This window comes from Pantoea sp. X-Soil-MYKO-1289, from assembly GCF_059730625.1.
Genome location: NZ_AP036004.1, coordinates 1,623,933 through 1,640,469 on the forward strand (window position 1 = coordinate 1,623,933; position 16,537 = coordinate 1,640,469).

Sequence of the window (16,537 nt, forward strand, 5' to 3'; positions counted from 1 at the left end):
ATTTTTTTATGCGTAAGAAATAAAAAACCCCGGCAAGCCGGGGTTTTTTGTGGGTCGCGTCAGGGTATTACGCGCTTTCAGGTCGGGTCGCCGGAGCGGTGGCCTGATGCGTCGCGCTGTGACCGCCCGCTGCGCCTTTGCCTTCGAAGGCGAACGGCGCGCGCACCCAGTCGCTGTGGCGTGCCGGTTCCGGCTGCCAGGCTGGCGCCGGGGCTTTCGTCATCGGCGCAGAAGCGTGATGCGAGAAGCGGACGGCGGCGTCCTGCGGCGCGGCGTCGCGTGCCGGAACTGGCGCATGCGGCTCGCTAATCGGCTCAGGCGTGCTCTCTGCCGCAACCGGCGCGTTCAGCACTTCCTCAACCTGCGCTTCTGCTTTCGGCGTCACGTCGTGCGCTGATTCAGCGGCGATCTCGGTGGCGTCGGCGGCTGGCGTCGCTTCTTCAACAACCGGCTCGGCTGGAACAACCGGCTCAGCTGGAACAACCGGCTCAGCTGGAACAACCGGCTCAGCTGGAACAACCGGCTCAGCTGGAACAACCGGCTCAGCTGGAACAACCGGCTCAGCTGGAACAACCGGCTCGGCTGGAACAGCCTGCTCGGCAATCGCTTCCGCGACGGCTTCGTCGGCGGCCGGGATAACGGCAGGCTCATGATTGACCGGTGCCTCAATCGGCGCGGTGTTATCAGTGTTCACCACCGTAACCGGCGTTTCCGCCTGGGGTTCAGCCTGCTGCACCTCGTCAGCCGGTTGCGCTTCGGCGGCATTCACCTGCGGCGCGACGTCAGCCTGCGGCGCGGCGTCGATAGACGGCGCGGCTTCAACAGCAGCAACCGGCAGCGCGATAGCGCCTGCGGTCTCTTGCTGGCTGTAGTCCGGCGCATCCTGCTGCGGCTCCTGCATCTCTACCGGCTGAGCGACCGGATAACGTACCCAGACCTTGCCGGATGCCATTTCTGGCGACGCTGCGGCGGCAGCCAGCGGCATTGCTGACTCGGTCGGATAACGCTCGTCGCGATAGCGACGACGACGCTGCCCGCTGACGCGCAGGTGGCGCGGCGAACGGCGCGAGCGGCGCGGCATATTGCCGTTGTCGCGGTTTTCCGTCTCATCCTGCTCGAACTGCGCTGGCTCTTCGATCTGCGGCGCGTTGCGTACTGCCTCTGGCTGCGCTTCCACAGCTTCCGCGGTCGGCTGCTCCGTCTCGCCGCCGATACGCACTTTCTGCGTCAGCTGGCGCGGCTTGCGGCGCGGCATAACCTGAACGCGCTCATCTTCCTGCGCTTCCGGGGCCTCGACGACGTCAGCGACGGCAGCGGTCTCAACGGCTTTGCTCGCTTCCTGCTGCGCGCGCTTCTCTTCCTGACGACGACGCTGGCGCTCGGCGCGCTGTTCGCGACGCTGCTGCTGTTGCTCTTCGCGCTGCTGGCGCGCTTCGTCGCTCAGAACCGGACTGCGCTCTTCGCGCGCTTCGTTCTGCGATGACTGGCGCTTGTTGCGACGCGCATCGGCGTTGTCACGCGGCTCGCGGTTTTCGCGCGGTTCGCGATTTTCACGCGGCTCACGGCTTTCGCGCGGTTCGCGATTTTCACGCGGCTCGCGGCTTTCGCGCGGTTCACGGTTTTCACGCGGCTCGCGGCTGTCGCCGTTGCGCGGCGTACGCTCGCGACGGTTGTTGTTGCGGCGATTGTTGCGACGATCGCCGCGCTCTTTGGCGCTGCTGTCGTTCTCGCTCTCTTCGCTGCTGGCCTGCGGCGCCGGCGTCGCTTCCGCGGCTGGCGTCGGGGCGGGCTCGTCGCCGCCAAACAGTTTTTTCAGCAGACGGCTAAAGAAGCCGGTACCGCTGGCGGCGGCAGGCGCGGCGGCGGCCGGTTTGGCTGCAGGTTGCGCCTCAACGGCTTTAGGCTGCTCGGCTGGCGTCTCGGCCGGCGCCGGCGGCGCGTCAGGCATAACGAAGGCGGCCAGCGCAGGCTGCTCAGGACGACGGCGCTCGGCGTGCTCTTCTTCCGACGGCATCGCCATTTCGGCTTCATGCAGCTTCGGCAGGTGATAGCTGAGGGTCTGCGTCTCTTCGCCTTTGCGCACGCGCAGCACAGAGTAGTGCGGCGTTTCCATGCGATCGTCCGGCACGATAATCGCGCGAACGCCGCCCTGGCGCTTCTCAATCGCGTTCACCGCTTCACGTTTTTCGTTCAGCAGGTAAGAGGCGATCTGCACCGGAACAATGGCGTGCACCTCTTTGGTGTTGTCTTTCAGCGCTTCTTCTTCAATCAGGCGCAGAATTGACAGCGACAGCGATTCGTTATCGCGGATGGTGCCGGTGCCGCTACAGCGCGGACAGACGTGATGGCTCGATTCGCCCAGCGACGGGCTGAGGCGCTGACGCGACATCTCCAGCAGGCCGAAGCGCGAAATATGGCTGATCTGAATGCGCGCGCGATCCTGACGCACCGCTTCGCGCAGGCGATTTTCCACCGCGCGCTGGTGGCGTACCGGCGTCATATCGATAAAGTCGATAACGATCAGACCGCCCAGGTCGCGCAGGCGCAGCTGACGCGCGATCTCATCGGCGGCTTCCAGGTTGGTGTTGAACGCCGTCTCTTCGATATCGCCGCCGCGCGTGGCGCGCGCCGAGTTGATGTCGATGGCGGTCAGCGCTTCGGTGCTGTCGATAACGATCGAGCCGCCTGACGGCAGGCGCACTTCGCGCTGGAAGGCGGACTCAATCTGCGATTCGATCTGATAGTGGCTGAACAGCGGGATCTCGCCGGTGTAGAGCTTGATCTTGCTGCTGAAATCGGGACGGCCAAGCGCGGCGATATGCTGGCGCGCCAGCTCGAGCACTTTCGGGTTGTCGATCAGAATTTCGCCGATATCCTGGCGCAGGTAGTCGCGGAAGGCGCGCACGATAACGTTGCTTTCCTGATGGATCAGGAAAGGCGCAGGGCGGTTTTCAGCGGCTTTTTTGATCGCTTCCCAGTGTTTCAGACGGAAGCTCAGATCCCACTGCAGCGCCTCGGCGGATTTGCCGACGCCCGCGGTGCGAACGATCAAGCCCATGCCGTCCGGCAGCTCCAGCGAAGAGAGCGCCTCTTTCAGCTCGGTGCGATCGTCGCCTTCGATGCGGCGGGAGATGCCGCCCGCGCGCGGATTATTCGGCATCAGCACCAGATAGCTGCCCGCCAGAGAGATAAAGGTGGTCAGCGCCGCGCCTTTGTTGCCGCGCTCTTCTTTATCGATCTGAACGATCACTTCCTGACCTTCGCGCAGCACCTCTTTGATATTCGGACGGCCTTGCGAGTGATAGCTGGATGGGAAGTATTCGCGGGAGATTTCTTTCAGAGGGAGAAAACCGTGGCGCTCGGCGCCGTAATCGACAAACGCAGCTTCGAGGCTGGGTTCAATGCGGGTAATTTTACCTTTGTAAATGTTGGCTTTTTTCTGTTCGTGTCCGGGGCTTTCAATATCCAGATCGTACAGGCGTTGTCCATCAACCAGGGCAACGCGCAACTCCTCCTGCTGAGTTGCATTAATTAACATTCTTTTCATCGTTTCTGACTCGTTATTCTCACATGAGTGATAAAGCTGCGGGCATAGTTACCCTGGACGAGTTCTGACCGATGGCCCCGTGACTAAGTGCCTTACGTCAACCTCCCGGTTGTCGACTGCGCGAGGGGCGCAAATAACGTCGGTGGCCTGTTTTTCATAAGGAAAAACAGCGCCGTTGCGCTGAAATGCCTGAGAGAAATTGATAACTCCTGCATTTCAAACTTCCGTCCAGGCTGCAACCCGCAGCCCGCTAAGTGCCTGAATAAACATCACGTCTTACGCCATTGCTGCGTGGGCGTTTCATTCGGCAAAATGACTAATTAGCTCTTTTTCTGGCCTGAAATACATCAGACGAGAAACTCAGGCATTATTCCATTGCTAACCTTCATATAGCAAGGCGACTTTTATCGCCAGATGAAGATTAGTGATGCATAACACCTTAATATGTCGGACGAATGAGCAGGCTGCTGAAAAAGCCAGCGCACGCTGCGCTTTTTCGCGCGACAAGAGGAGAGTTAAGCACAGAAAAAGGGGTGGCGCTATCACAGGACACTATTTAGAATCGCCGCCATGAAAACAGAGAATCCTGGCGTACAGCTTGTCGCCATTTCGGCTGAAAATGCCGGACAACGCATCGATAACTTTTTACGCACCCAGCTAAAGGGCGTGCCGAAAAGCATGATTTACCGCATCCTGCGCAAAGGCGAGGTGCGGGTGAATAAAAAACGCATTAAGCCGGAATATAAGCTGGAAGAGGGCGACGAGGTGCGCATCCCGCCGGTGCGCGTCGCCGAGCGCGAAGAGCAGGCGGTGTCGCCGAAGCTGGAGAAGGTAGCGGCGCTGGCGGAGGCCATCATCTTCGAAGACGATCATATTCTGGTGCTCAACAAGCCTTCCGGCACGGCGGTGCACGGCGGCAGCGGGCTGAGCTTCGGCGTGATCGAAGGGCTGCGCGCGCTGCGTCCGGAGGCGCGCTTCCTCGAACTGGTGCATCGCCTCGATCGCGACACCTCCGGCGTGCTGCTGGTCGCCAAGAAGCGGTCGGCGCTGCGCTCGCTGCATGAGCAGCTGCGCGAAAAGGGGATGCAGAAGGATTACCTGGCGCTGGTGCGCGGCAGCTGGCCGTCGCATCTCAAGAGCGTGCAGGCGCCGCTGCTGAAAAACATTCTGCAGAGCGGTGAGCGCGTGGTGCGCGTCAGCAGCGAAGGGAAACCGTCAGAAACGCGCTTTAAAGTGGAAGAGCGTTTCGCCTTCGCCACGCTGGTCAAGGCGAGTCCGGTCACGGGCCGCACCCATCAGATCCGCGTGCATACCCTGCATGCCGGTCATCCTATCGCCTTCGACGATCGCTACGGCGAGCGTGAGTTCGACAGCCAGCTGGCCGCGACCGGACTGCGTCGTCTCTTCCTGCACGCCGCCGCCCTGACCTTTACCCATCCTGGCAGCGGCGAAACGCTGCGTTTAGAGGCGCCGCTCGATAACGAGCTTAAGCGCTGCCTGCAGGCGCTGCGTCAGCAAAAAAGCTGACGCGCTGTCGGCCTCATTCCAGCGGATTGATGCCGACCGCCCGCAACATGCCGCTGAGCGCGATCAGCGGCAGCCCTACCAGGGTATTGGGATCGCGCCCCTCCAGCCGCTCGAACAGGCAAATGCCAAGCCCCTCGCTCTTGAAACTCCCGGCGCACTGCAAAGGCTGCTCCTTCTTTATATAGGCGCGGATCTCCGCATCGCTGAGAGAGCGGAAGTGCACTATAAAGGGTTCGCAGCACTGCATCAGCGTCTTGCTGCGCGGCTGGTAGAGCGCCAGCCCGGTATAAAAGGTGATGGCGTTGCCGCTCGCCTGACGCAGCTGCGCAAAGGCGCGGTCGGGCGTGTGCGGCTTGCCGGTAATGGTGCCGTCGAGCACGCACACCTGGTCCGAGCCGATAATCCAGCTGTCGGGGTAGTCGGCGGCCAGCGCCTGCGCTTTGGCGACGGCGAGGCGCGTCACCAGGGCGTCGGCGGCTTCGCCTGCGTACGGCGTTTCGTCAACCTCTGGCGCGGCGGTAATAAAAGGAAGGCCGAGTTTGCCCAGCAGCGCCTGACGAAACGGCGAGGTTGAGGCTAAAAGAAGAGAGTCAGGCATTTTTTCACAATAGTAATGGCGAATTGGTGACACTCATTTTAAACTGTGCGCCGCACTGGATGCGAATAACTGGTGAAAGATGCTGTGAAACGGCCTTTTTCTTTGACTCTATGACGTTACAAAGTTAATATGCGCGCCCTATGCAAAAGGTAAAATTACCCCTGACGCTGGATCCGGTCCGCGCCGCTCAAAAACGCCTGGATTATCAGGGCGTTTACACCCCTGAACAGGTGGAGCGCGTAGCCGAATCAGTTGTTAGTGTGGACAGTGACGTGGAATGTACCATGTCGTTTGCGGTTGACAGCCAGCGCCTCGCCGTACTGCAAGGTACAGCGGACGTGCAGGTTACATTGCGCTGTCAGCGCTGCAACCAGACATTCCCTCACGCTGTCCACGTAAGCTATTGCTTCAGTCCTGTCTCAACCGATGAGCAGGCCGAGGCACTGCCGGAAGCCTACGAGCCGATCGACGTCGATGATTTTGGCGAAGTCGATCTGCTGGCGGTGATAGAGGATGAAATCATTCTCGCGCTGCCGGTCGTTCCGGTGCATGATTCTGAACACTGTGAAGTGTCCGAGGCGGACATGGTCTTTGGCAAATTGCCTGCAGAGGCGGAAAAACCAAACCCATTTGCCGTATTAGCCAGTTTAAAGCGTAAGTAATAGGAGTAAGGTCCATGGCCGTACAACAGAATAAACCCACCCGTTCTAAGCGTGGCATGCGTCGTTCGCACGATGCGCTGACCACTGCAACTCTGTCTGTAGATAAAGTTTCTGGCGAAACGCATCTGCGTCACCACATCACTGCGGATGGTTACTACCGCGGTCGCAAGGTTATCACCAAGTAAGACTTGCGCTTAGCAAGGTGATACTTTGACACGTTTGACCCTGGCTATTGATGCCATGGGCGGGGATTTCGGTCCTTGCGTGACAGTGCCTGCAGCTTTGCAGGCACTGGCCTCTCATTCGCATCTCAATCTTCTTCTGGTCGGCATTCCCGACGACATCACTCCATTGCTTGCCAAAGCGGATTCCTCGTTAACAGAACGTTTGCAGGTCATTCCTGCGGAGTCAGTTATTGCAAGCGATGCGCGGCCCTCTCAGGCTATCCGCGCCAGTCGCGGCAGCTCGATGCGTATTGCGCTGGAGCTGGTGAAAGAGGGACGAGCGCAGGCCTGCGTCAGCGCCGGCAACACCGGCGCCCTGATGGGGCTGGCGAAATTAATGATAAAACCGCTGGACGGCATTGAGCGCCCGGCGTTAATGACCGTGCTGCCGCATCAGCAGCGCGGCAAAACGGTGGTGCTCGATTTAGGCGCCAACGTGGATTCCGACAGCGAGATGCTGGTGCAGTTTGCCGTAATGGGCGCGGTGATGGCGGAAGAGGTGTTAGCGATCCCCAATCCCCGCGTCGCGCTGCTCAATATTGGTCAGGAAGAGACCAAAGGGCTGGAGAGCATACGCGGCGCCGCCAGCATGCTGAAAGCGTCCGGGCAGATTAACTATATTGGTTACCTGGAAGGCAACGACCTGCTTACCGGCAAGACAGATGTGCTGGTGTGTGACGGTTTCGTCGGCAACGTCACGCTGAAAACCATGGAAGGCGTGGTAAGAATGTTCCTTTCCCTGCTGAAATCTTCAGGGAAGGGGAAAAAACGGTCATGGTGGCTGAAGCTGCTGGGGCGCTGGATTCAGAAACGTCTGGCGAAGCGCTTCGGGCATCTCAACCCCGACCAGTACAATGGCGCTTGTCTGTTAGGATTGCGCGGAACAGTGATCAAAAGCCATGGCGCGGCCAATCAACGCGCCTTTGCCGTGGCGATAGAACAGGCAGAGCAGGCGGTGCGACGGCAGGTTCCCGAACGAATCGCCGCGCGTCTTGATGCTGTATTAGCCAGGAGTGACAAAGCCTAGATGTTTACCAAAATTATCGGTACGGGCAGCTATTTGCCTAGCCAGGTGCGTTCGAACGCGGATCTGGAAAAAATGGTGGAGACGTCGGACGAGTGGATTGTAACCCGCACCGGCATCCGCGAGCGCCGCATTGCCGCGCCGGATGAAACCGTTGCCAGCATGGGCTTCGCGGCCGCGCAGCGCGCGCTGGAGATGGCGGGCGTAGAGGCAGGCGACATCGGCCTGATTATCGTCGCCACCACCTCGTCCAGCCACGCTTTTCCCAGCTCGGCCTGCATGATCCAGCAGATGCTAGGCATCAACGACTGCGCCGCCTTCGACCTTGCGGCCGCCTGCGCGGGCTTTACCTATGCGCTGAGCGTTGCGGACCAGTACATTAAAAACGGCGCGGTGAAGCATGCGCTGGTGATTGGCTCTGACGTGCTGGCGCGCACCCTCGATCCCAACGATCGCGGCACCATCATTCTGTTCGGCGACGGCGCGGGCGCGGTGGTATTAGGCGCGAGCGAAGAGCAGGGCATCATCTCTACGCATCTGCACGCCGACGGCCGCTACGGCCAGCTGCTGACGCTGCCTTACCAGGATCGCGCCAACCAGGACGAGCCAGCCTATCTCACCATGGCCGGCAACGAAGTGTTCAAGGTGGCGGTAACCGAGCTGGCGCACATCGTTGACGAAACCCTGCAGGCCAATAATCTCGATCGCGAAATGCTCGACTGGCTGGTGCCGCATCAGGCTAACCTGCGCATCATCAGCGCGACGGCGAAAAAACTCGGCATGGGCATGGATAAAGTGGTGGTCACGCTGGACCGTCACGGCAATACCTCGGCGGCGTCGGTGCCCAGCGCGCTGGATGAAGCCGTGCGCGACGGCCGTATCAAACCCGGACAACTGATTCTGCTGGAAGCCTTTGGTGGCGGGTTCACCTGGGGTTCCGCACTGGTTCGCTTTTGATTCACAGGAAAGAAAGATGACGCAATTTGCCTTTGTTTTTCCCGGTCAGGGATCACAGACCGTCGGTATGCTCTCTGAGCTGGCGGCGGCCTATCCGCTGGTGGAAGCGACCTTCCGCGAAGCCTCTGACGCGCTGGGATACGATCTGTGGCAGCTGGTCAGCGCTGGCCCGGCTGAAGAACTGAACAAGACCTGGCAGACGCAGCCTGCGCTGCTGGCCGCTTCCGTGGCGATCTATCGCGTCTGGCAGCAGCAGGGCGGCGCGCAGCCGACGCTGATGGCTGGCCATAGCCTTGGCGAATACTCCGCGCTGGTGTGCGCCGGCGTGCTTGATTTCGCCGACGCCGTCAAGCTGGTGGAGCTGCGCGGCAAGCTGATGCAGGAAGCGGTGCCGGAAGGCACCGGCGCGATGCAGGCGATTATCGGCCTCGACGACGCCTCAATTCGCAAAGCCTGCGAAGAGAGCGCGCAGGGCCAGGTGGTCTCGCCGGTTAACTTTAACTCGCCGGGCCAGGTGGTCATCGCCGGAAATAAAGAAGCGGTCGAACGCGCGGGCGCAGCCTGTAAAGCCGCAGGCGCCAAGCGCGCGCTGCCGTTGCCGGTCAGCGTGCCGTCGCACTGCGCGCTGATGAAGCCTGCCGCCGACAAGCTGGCGGTAGCGCTGGAAGAGATTGCGTTCAACGCGCCGTCCGTTCCGGTGGTGAACAACGTTGACGTAAAATGCGAAAGCGACGCGGCGGCGATCCGTCACGCGCTGGTGCGCCAGCTTTACAGCCCGGTTCGCTGGACCGAGAGCGTAGAATTTATGGCGTCGCAGGGCGTTACCCAGCTGCTGGAAATGGGGCCGGGTAAAGTGCTGACGGGTCTGACCAAACGCATTGTGGACAGCCTGACGGCGGCAGCGGTCAACGACCCGACGTCGCTTTCTGCAGCACTTGAACAGGAATAAGAGGATAAACATGAGCTTTGAAGGTAAAGTTGCGCTGGTAACAGGCGCGAGCCGCGGCATCGGCCGCGCGATCGCGGAAACGCTGGTCGCGCGCGGCGCTAAAGTTATCGGCACCGCGACCAGCGAAAGCGGCGCGGAAGCCATCAGCGCTTACCTCGGCGATAACGGCAAAGGTCTGCTGCTGAATGTGACCGATCCCGCATCGATCGACAGCGTGCTGGAGAAGGTTCGCGCAGAATTTGGCGAAGTAGACATTTTGGTCAATAATGCAGGCATTACGCGTGACAATCTGTTGATGCGCATGAAAGACGACGAGTGGGCGGATATCCTTGATACCAACCTGACGTCGGTTTTCCGTCTTTCGAAGGCGGTATTGCGCGCCATGATGAAAAAACGCGTGGGTCGTATCATTACCATCGGTTCCGTTGTTGGCACCATGGGCAACGCGGGCCAGGCAAACTACGCAGCAGCCAAGGCGGGTTTGATTGGCTTTAGCAAATCACTGGCGCGCGAAGTTGCGTCACGTGGCATTACCGTAAACGTCGTGGCTCCGGGCTTTATCGAGACGGACATGACGCGTGCACTGAGCGAAGATCAACGTTCCGGCATTTTGACGCAGGTTCCCGCAGGTCGTTTAGGCGACGCGCAGGAAATCGCCAATGCTGTTGCATTCTTAGCCTCTGACGAAGCAGCCTACATCACGGGTGAGACGCTGCACGTCAATGGCGGCATGTACATGGTCTGATAATCACGAAATCATTTGCATTGTTTGCGGTAAAAACCGCAAAATAGCGTAAAATCGTGGTTCGACCAGCCGGGATTTTGTTGCATCTTTTTCAACATTTTATACACTACGAAAACCATCGCGAAAGCGAGTTTTGATAGGAAATTAAATAGTATGAGCGATATCGAACAACGCGTTAAGAAAATCATTGCTGAGCAGCTGGGTGTGAAAGAGGACGAAGTAACAAACTCTGCATCTTTCGTTGAAGACCTGGGTGCTGATTCTCTTGACACCGTTGAGCTGGTAATGGCTCTGGAAGAAGAGTTTGATACTGAAATTCCAGACGAAGAAGCTGAGAAAATCACTACCGTTCAGGCAGCGATCGACTACATCAATAGCCACCAAGGCTAATGAATATCTTCAGGCGGTCGCTCGACCGCCTGAGTTTTATGCTAGTTCCTTAGAGTTTTTATTCCCCCTCCCTGGAGGACGAACGTGTCTAAGCGTCGTGTAGTTGTGACCGGTCTTGGCATGTTGTCTCCTGTCGGCAAAACCGTAGAGTCTACCTGGAGTGCTCTCCTTGCCGGTCAGAGCGGCATTAACCTGATCGACCATTTTGATACGAGTGCCTATGCAACCCGTTTTGCTGGCATCGTAAGAGATTTCAATTGTGATGAAATCATCTCGCGCAAAGATCAGCGCAAGATGGACGACTTCATCCAATACGGCATTGTTGCCGGCGTGCAGGCTATGCAGGATTCGGGTCTGGTCGTGACCGATGAAAACGCTGGACGCATCGGCGCGGCAATTGGTTCCGGCATCGGCGGACTGGGTCTGATCGAAGAGAACCATACCTCGCTGGTCAACGGCGGTCCGCGCAAAATCAGTCCGTTCTTTGTACCTTCGACCATCGTGAACATGATCGCCGGCCATCTGACGATTATGTATGGCATGAAAGGTCCCAGCATCTCTATCGCCACTGCCTGTACCTCCGGCGTGCACAACATCGGCCATGCGGCGCGTATTATCGCCTATAACGATGCTGACGTGATGCTGGCGGGCGGCGCAGAGAAAGCCAGCACCCCGCTGGGCGTGGGCGGCTTCGGCGCAGCGCGCGCGCTCTCTACGCGCAACGATAACCCGCAGGCGGCCAGCCGTCCGTGGGATAAAGATCGTGACGGCTTCGTGCTGGGCGACGGCGCGGGCATTATCGTGCTGGAAGAGTATGAGCACGCGAAAAAACGCGGCGCGAAAATCTATGCGGAAATTGTCGGCTTCGGCATGAGCAGCGATGCTTACCACATGACGTCGCCGCCGGAAAACGGCGCTGGTGCCGCGCTGGCGATGGAAAACGCGCTGCGCGACGCGCAGCTGTCGGCAGAGCAGATCGGCTACGTCAACGCGCACGGCACCTCTACGCCGGCGGGCGACAAAGCGGAAGCGCAGGCGGTGAAAACCATTTTCGGCGCCTCGGCGAAAACCGTTATGGTCAGCTCGACCAAATCGATGACCGGCCACCTGCTGGGCGCGGCAGGCGCGGTAGAGTCAATCTACTCGATTCTGGCGCTGCGCGACCAGGCCGTGCCGCCCACCATCAACCTGGATAACCCGGATGAGGGCTGCGATCTTGACTTCGTGCCTCACACGGCGCGTCAGGTTAGCGGTCTGGAGTACACGCTGTGTAACTCCTTCGGCTTCGGCGGGACTAACGGCTCACTGATTTTCCGTAAGATCTGACGATTCACGTTCTGGCAAAAGGCCCGCAGATGCGGGCCTTTTTTCTATCTGGAAAGGCTCTGAAACGGATTATCACACCACAACGCGCTACCATAGCGCTTTTGCCTGCGGGAGAGCCTCATGTGGATAAATGGAACGGAGCAGCGCACGCTGCCTGCCAGCGATCGCGCGACGCAGTTCGGCGACGGCTGCTTTACCACGGCAGCGGTGCATAACGGCCGTATTCAGCTGCTGGCGGCGCACCTGCGCCGTCTGCGCGAGGGTTGCGAACGGCTGATGATGCCCGACGTCGACTGGGCGCAGCTGGAAAAGGAGATGCGCGCCGCCGCGCAGCCGCACGCTCAGGCGGTTTTGAAAGTCATCCTCAGCGCCGGCGCAGGCGGACGCGGCTACAGCCGCCAGGGCGGCAGCGGCGCCACGCGCGTCGTCTCGATTGCGCCCTGGCCGCACCACTATCAGCCGCTGCAAACGCTGGGCGTCCGGCTGCGCACCAGCCCGGTGCGGCTGGCGCAGAACCCGCTGCTGGCGGGCATCAAGCACCTGAATCGCCTGGAGCAGGTGATGATCCGCGCGCATCTCGATCAGAGCGACGCCGACGAGGCGCTGGTGCTTGACACTTCGGGCTACGTGGTGGAATGCTGTGCGGCCAATTTATTCTGGCGGCAGGGCGAACGCGTTTTTACGCCCGATTTGACGCACGCTGGCGTCGACGGCGTGATGCGGCGCTATCTGATGGCGCAGATGGCCGCCGCAGGCCTGCATTGCGAGGTGGCGCGCTGTGAAGCGGCGCAGCTGCAGGCGGCCGACGAAATCGTCATCTGCAATGCCCTGATGCCGGTTTTGCCGGTACGGCAGCTGGACGACAAGGCGTTCAGCGCGCGCGCGCTCTACCACCGGTTTCAGCACAGCTGCTATTTAATGGAAGAAAAATGAGTCGAACGAAAAAATTTTTCGCCGTCGTCGCGGCGATTGTGGCCCTTGCGGCGGCCTTCAGCTACTGGCAAATTCAGCGCTTCGCCGCGACGCCGTTAACCATTGACCAGGAAACGATCTACACCTTGCCCGCGGGCACCGGCCGAGTGGCGCTGGAGGCGCAGCTGGAGAGCCAGCATATTATCCCGCAAAGCCTCTGGTTCGGTCCGCTGCTGAAGCTCGAGCCGGACCTGGCGCGCTTTAAAGCGGGCACCTACCGGCTGGAGAAGGGGATGACGGTGCGCGCGCTGCTGCAGCTGCTCGCCAGCGGCAAAGAGGCGCAGTTCCCGCTGCGGCTGGTAGAGGGCCAGCGCCTGATCGACTGGCTCGCCGAGCTGCGCGCAGCTCCCTATATCAAACATCAGCTGAAAGATGACCAGTTCGCCACGCTGGCGAAGACGCTGAACATCGATCCGCTGGCGCTGGAAGGCAGTTTCTATCCGGATACCTATCTTTATACCGCCAACACCAGCGATATTGCGCTGCTGCAGCGCGCGCACGTCCGCATGACGGCGCTGGTGGATCAGATCTGGAAAAACCGCATGCCGGATCTGCCCTATAAAAATCCGCAGGAGATGGTGACCATGGCGTCGGTGATTGAAAAAGAGACCGCCGTCAGCGCTGAGCGCGCGCGCGTCGCCTCGGTGTTTATCAACCGGCTGCGCACCGGCATGAAGCTGCAAACCGATCCGACGGTGATTTACGGCATGGGCGAGAAGTATACGGGCACGCTGACGCGTAAAGACCTGGAGACGCCGACCGATTACAATACCTATACCATAAACGGCCTGCCGCCTGGCCCTATCGCCGCGCCGAGCAAAGCCTCGCTGGAAGCGGCCGCGCATCCTGAAAAAACCGATTACCTCTATTTTGTCGCCGACGGCAAGGGCGGTCATACTTTTACCACCAACCTTGCCAGTCATAATCAGGCGGTACAGGCTTACCGGCAAACGCTGAAGGAAAAAGATGAAAAGTAAGTTTATCGTCATTGAAGGCCTGGAAGGCGCCGGAAAAACCACGGCGCGCGAGGCGGTGGTTGAAACGCTGCGCGAGCGAGGCGTTGAGGATATCGTCTTTACCCGCGAGCCGGGCGGCACGCCGCTGGCGGAGCAGCTGCGCGTACTGGTGAAGCAGGGCATTGAGGGCGAACAGGTCACGGACAAAGCGGAGCTGCTGATGCTCTACGCCGCCCGCGTGCAGCTGGTGGATACCGTGATTAAGCCCGCGCTGGCGCGCGGCGCCTGGGTCATCGGCGACCGGCACGACCTCTCTTCGCAGGCCTATCAGGGCGGCGGGCGCGGGCTGGACGCCGCGCTGATGCGCACGCTGCGCGACGCCGTGCTGGGCGATTTTCGCCCCGATCTTCAGCTTTATCTCGACGTCACGCCGGAAATTGGCCTGCAGCGCGCCCGCGCGCGCGGCGAGCTGGATCGCATCGAGCAGGAGTCGCTGCGCTTTTTCGAGCGCACCCGCGAGCGCTATCTGGCGCTGGCTGCCGAAGACGAGCGCATCCTGACCGTGGATGCCACGCAGCCGCTGGAGAGCGTCACGCAGGCGATCAAAGCGACCCTGACGGGCTGGCTGGATCGGCAGGCATGAACTGGTATCCGTGGCTGAATCAGCCTTACCGCTACATTATCGGCCAGCATCAGGCGGGACGCGCGCATCACGCGCTGCTGATCCAGGCGATTGACGGCATGGGTGAAGAGGCGCTGGTATGGGGCGTCAGCCGCTGGCTGATGTGCCAGCAGAAGCATGGACTGAAGAGCTGCGGCCAGTGCCATGGCTGTCAGCTGATGCAGGCGCAGACGCACCCCGACTGGTATCGCCTGGAGGCGGAGAAGGGCAAAAGCACCCTGGGTATCGACGCGGTGCGCCAGGTGACCGAAAAACTCTACCATTTCGCCCAGCAGGGCGGCGCGAAAGTGGTCTGGCTACCCGATGCCGCGCAGCTTAGCGAATCGGCGGCTAACGCGCTGTTAAAAACCCTGGAAGAGCCGCCGGCCAACAGCTGGTTCTTCTTAGGCAGCCGCGAATCGTCGCGTCTGCTGGCCACGCTGCGCAGCCGCTGTATGGCGCTCTCGCTGGCGCCGCCGGACGAGGCGCAGAGCCTGCAGTGGCTGAGCAAGCAGCTGCCGCACGAGACTGTCGCGCTGCAGACCGCGCTGCGCCTCAGCGCAGGCGCCCCTGCGGCGGCGCTACAGCTGCTGGAGCCGGCGCGCTGGCAGGCGCGCCAGAACCTGTGCGACGCGCTGCCCGCCGCGCTGCGGCAGGATATTTTGCTGCTGCTGCCGCTGCTTAATGCCGAAGATGTCGCCGCGCGCATCAGCTGGCTGATGGCGCTGCTGGTGGATGCGATTAAATGGCAGCAGGGCGCCGTGCGCTGGCTAAGCAACCCCGACCGTCAGGATGTGGTGGCGCTGCTGGCAGAGACCTTTTCCGCCCGCGCGCTGGATGAGAGCGCGCGCGCGTGGATGCATTGCCGGGAACAGCTGATCCACGTGGCCGCCGTCAACCGCGAGCTCCTGTTAACCGACCGACTTCTGAGCTGGGCGGACCAACGCAAGCCCGGCGTAGTCGCTTAACGACAAAACGAGACACCCTATGTTTATTGTGGATTCACACTGCCATCTTGATGGCCTGGATTATGAGAAGAATCATCGCGATCTCGACGATGTGCTGGCCAAAGCCGCCGCGCGCGACGTGAAGTTTATGCTGGCGATCGCCACCACGCTGCCGGGTTTTCATACCCTGAAGGCGCTGGTAGGCGAGCGTGACAATATCGCGCTCTCGGTCGGCGTGCATCCGCTGAATCAGGAAGAACCTTACGACGTCGAGGAGTTTCGTCGTCTGGCCGCCGATCCGCGCGTGGTGGCGCTGGGCGAAACCGGCCTCGACTACTATTATCAACAGGAAACCAAAGCACAGCAGCAGGCGTCGTTCCGCGAGCATATCCGCACCGGCATCGCGCTGAACAAGCCGATTATCGTGCATACCCGCGACGCGCGCGAGGACACGCTGGCGATTCTGCGCGAAGAGCAGGTTGAGCGCTGCGGCGGCGTGCTGCACTGTTTTACCGAGGATCAGGCGACGGCGGCAAAGCTGCTCGATATGGGCTTTTACATCTCGTTTTCCGGCATCGTTACCTTTCGTAACGCCGAACAGCTGCGCGAAGCGGCGCGCTATGTGCCGCTTGATCGCATGCTGGTGGAGACCGACTCTCCCTACCTGGCGCCGGTGCCGTATCGCGGCAAAGAGAACCAGCCAGCCTATACGCGCGACGTGGCGGAATACCTCGCGGTGCTGAAAGGGGTCGATATCGAGACGCTGGCCGCTGCGACCACGCAAAACTTCTCGACGCTTTTCCAGGTGCCCCTGAGCCGACTCGGCGGTTAAGGCTTTATTTCAAAGCCTGTAATAATTCGGTAATACCGACTGATTGCCCTGCTTTTTACCGCAGGGCTGCTGTTTTATGGGGCAAAACGCGCGCAGTCAGTCAGAATATACTGATATCAGCGTCAGCCGATCCAGGAAACGTGATAGTCGTCAAAGTAACGCCGACTGATTTATTTTACCCTTCGTAATAATTAAAAGGCGGTCACCGTCAAACGGGTTG

The 16,537-nt window shown here is 60.3% G+C and carries 16 protein-coding genes; 14 read left to right on the forward strand and 2 right to left on the reverse strand.

Going from position 1 to position 16,537, the window contains the following annotated elements; genetic code table 11:
• Window positions 1–67: 67 nt before the first annotated feature.
• Entirely contained in the window at window positions 68–3,547 is a 3,480-nt protein-coding gene (rne, locus tag AC6I7Z_RS07760) for a ribonuclease E (RefSeq protein ID WP_497813753.1), read from the reverse strand.
• 570 nt (window positions 3,548–4,117) lie between these two features.
• Between rne and rluC the strand changes: the two genes are divergently transcribed.
• Window positions 4,118–5,074, forward strand: coding sequence for a 23S rRNA pseudouridine(955/2504/2580) synthase RluC (gene rluC, locus AC6I7Z_RS07765; RefSeq protein ID WP_497813754.1), 957 nt, complete (start codon window positions 4,118–4,120; stop codon window positions 5,072–5,074).
• 13 nt (window positions 5,075–5,087) lie between these two features.
• Here the strand turns inward: rluC and AC6I7Z_RS07770 are convergent, their stop codons facing one another.
• Window positions 5,088–5,672: a Maf family protein gene (locus AC6I7Z_RS07770; RefSeq protein ID WP_497813755.1), complete on the reverse strand. Its 585-nt coding sequence runs from the start codon at window positions 5,670–5,672 to the stop codon at window positions 5,088–5,090.
• Window positions 5,673–5,812: 140 nt separating this feature from the next.
• On the opposite strand from AC6I7Z_RS07770, the gene yceD reads away from it, so the two are divergent.
• From yceD to AC6I7Z_RS07835, 13 genes are all read left to right on the forward strand, one after another.
• The gene (yceD, locus tag AC6I7Z_RS07775) at window positions 5,813–6,334 is read left to right on the forward strand and encodes a 23S rRNA accumulation protein YceD (protein WP_033750954.1); all 522 of its coding nucleotides are present in this window, start codon (window positions 5,813–5,815) and stop codon (window positions 6,332–6,334) included.
• A 14-nt stretch (window positions 6,335–6,348) separates the two neighbouring features.
• Window positions 6,349–6,519, forward strand: a complete 171-nt coding sequence (gene rpmF, locus AC6I7Z_RS07780; protein WP_017348070.1) for a 50S ribosomal protein L32 — start codon at window positions 6,349–6,351, stop codon at window positions 6,517–6,519.
• Window positions 6,520–6,544: 25 nt separating this feature from the next.
• Window positions 6,545–7,585 (forward strand): phosphate acyltransferase PlsX, encoded by a 1,041-nt coding sequence (plsX, locus tag AC6I7Z_RS07785; RefSeq protein ID WP_497813756.1) that lies wholly within the window; start codon window positions 6,545–6,547, stop codon window positions 7,583–7,585.
• Window positions 7,586–8,539, forward strand: coding sequence for a beta-ketoacyl-ACP synthase III (locus AC6I7Z_RS07790; protein WP_084881832.1), 954 nt, complete (start codon window positions 7,586–7,588; stop codon window positions 8,537–8,539).
• Between the two features lie 16 nt (window positions 8,540–8,555).
• Window positions 8,556–9,488: an ACP S-malonyltransferase gene (gene fabD / locus AC6I7Z_RS07795; protein ID WP_497813757.1), complete on the forward strand. Its 933-nt coding sequence runs from the start codon at window positions 8,556–8,558 to the stop codon at window positions 9,486–9,488.
• 10 nt (window positions 9,489–9,498) lie between these two features.
• Complete coding sequence (gene fabG, locus AC6I7Z_RS07800; RefSeq protein WP_033750943.1) at window positions 9,499–10,233, forward strand: 3-oxoacyl-ACP reductase FabG; 735 nt, start codon at window positions 9,499–9,501, stop codon at window positions 10,231–10,233.
• A gap of 153 nt (window positions 10,234–10,386) precedes the next feature.
• The gene (gene acpP / locus AC6I7Z_RS07805; protein ID WP_025901771.1) at window positions 10,387–10,623 is read left to right on the forward strand and encodes an acyl carrier protein; all 237 of its coding nucleotides are present in this window, start codon (window positions 10,387–10,389) and stop codon (window positions 10,621–10,623) included.
• Window positions 10,624–10,707: 84 nt separating this feature from the next.
• Complete coding sequence (gene fabF / locus AC6I7Z_RS07810) at window positions 10,708–11,949, forward strand: beta-ketoacyl-ACP synthase II (RefSeq protein ID WP_033750934.1); 1,242 nt, start codon at window positions 10,708–10,710, stop codon at window positions 11,947–11,949.
• A gap of 120 nt (window positions 11,950–12,069) precedes the next feature.
• Window positions 12,070–12,882, forward strand: coding sequence for an aminodeoxychorismate lyase (pabC, locus tag AC6I7Z_RS07815; protein ID WP_497813758.1), 813 nt, complete (start codon window positions 12,070–12,072; stop codon window positions 12,880–12,882).
• Window positions 12,879–13,898 carry an endolytic transglycosylase MltG gene (gene mltG, locus AC6I7Z_RS07820; RefSeq protein ID WP_497813759.1) on the forward strand — a complete coding sequence of 340 codons (1,020 nt, stop codon included), beginning with the start codon at window positions 12,879–12,881 and terminating at the stop codon, window positions 13,896–13,898. The genes pabC and mltG overlap by 4 nt, the downstream gene beginning before the upstream one ends.
• Window positions 13,888–14,520: a dTMP kinase gene (gene tmk, locus AC6I7Z_RS07825; RefSeq protein WP_497813760.1), complete on the forward strand. Its 633-nt coding sequence runs from the start codon at window positions 13,888–13,890 to the stop codon at window positions 14,518–14,520. Before mltG ends, tmk begins: the two co-directional genes overlap by 11 nt.
• The gene (gene holB / locus AC6I7Z_RS07830) at window positions 14,517–15,506 is read left to right on the forward strand and encodes a DNA polymerase III subunit delta' (protein ID WP_497813761.1); all 990 of its coding nucleotides are present in this window, start codon (window positions 14,517–14,519) and stop codon (window positions 15,504–15,506) included. The genes tmk and holB overlap by 4 nt, the downstream gene beginning before the upstream one ends.
• A gap of 19 nt (window positions 15,507–15,525) precedes the next feature.
• Window positions 15,526–16,317, forward strand: coding sequence for a metal-dependent hydrolase (locus AC6I7Z_RS07835; protein WP_497813762.1), 792 nt, complete (start codon window positions 15,526–15,528; stop codon window positions 16,315–16,317).
• The last annotated feature ends 220 nt before the right edge of the window (window positions 16,318–16,537 follow it).

What these genes read in the sequence shown, in the direction of transcription:
- holB (WP_497813761.1), top strand. Translation starts at nt 14,517, where the DNA reads ATGAACTGGTATCCGTGGCTGAATCAGCCTTACCGCTACATTATCGGC.
- AC6I7Z_RS07835 (WP_497813762.1), top strand. Translation starts at nt 15,526, where the DNA reads ATGTTTATTGTGGATTCACACTGCCATCTTGATGGCCTGGATTATGAG.
- acpP (WP_025901771.1), top strand. Translation starts at nt 10,387, where the DNA reads ATGAGCGATATCGAACAACGCGTTAAGAAAATCATTGCTGAGCAGCTG.
- rne (WP_497813753.1), bottom strand. Translation starts at nt 3,547, where the DNA reads ATGAAAAGAATGTTAATTAATGCAACTCAGCAGGAGGAGTTGCGCGTT.
- fabD (WP_497813757.1), top strand. Translation starts at nt 8,556, where the DNA reads ATGACGCAATTTGCCTTTGTTTTTCCCGGTCAGGGATCACAGACCGTC.
- AC6I7Z_RS07790 (WP_084881832.1), top strand. Translation starts at nt 7,586, where the DNA reads ATGTTTACCAAAATTATCGGTACGGGCAGCTATTTGCCTAGCCAGGTG.
- pabC (WP_497813758.1), top strand. Translation starts at nt 12,070, where the DNA reads ATGTGGATAAATGGAACGGAGCAGCGCACGCTGCCTGCCAGCGATCGC.
- fabG (WP_033750943.1), top strand. Translation starts at nt 9,499, where the DNA reads ATGAGCTTTGAAGGTAAAGTTGCGCTGGTAACAGGCGCGAGCCGCGGC.
- rpmF (WP_017348070.1), top strand. Translation starts at nt 6,349, where the DNA reads ATGGCCGTACAACAGAATAAACCCACCCGTTCTAAGCGTGGCATGCGT.
- AC6I7Z_RS07770 (WP_497813755.1), bottom strand. Translation starts at nt 5,672, where the DNA reads ATGCCTGACTCTCTTCTTTTAGCCTCAACCTCGCCGTTTCGTCAGGCG.
- tmk (WP_497813760.1), top strand. Translation starts at nt 13,888, where the DNA reads ATGAAAAGTAAGTTTATCGTCATTGAAGGCCTGGAAGGCGCCGGAAAA.
- mltG (WP_497813759.1), top strand. Translation starts at nt 12,879, where the DNA reads ATGAGTCGAACGAAAAAATTTTTCGCCGTCGTCGCGGCGATTGTGGCC.
- rluC (WP_497813754.1), top strand. Translation starts at nt 4,118, where the DNA reads ATGAAAACAGAGAATCCTGGCGTACAGCTTGTCGCCATTTCGGCTGAA.
- yceD (WP_033750954.1), top strand. Translation starts at nt 5,813, where the DNA reads ATGCAAAAGGTAAAATTACCCCTGACGCTGGATCCGGTCCGCGCCGCT.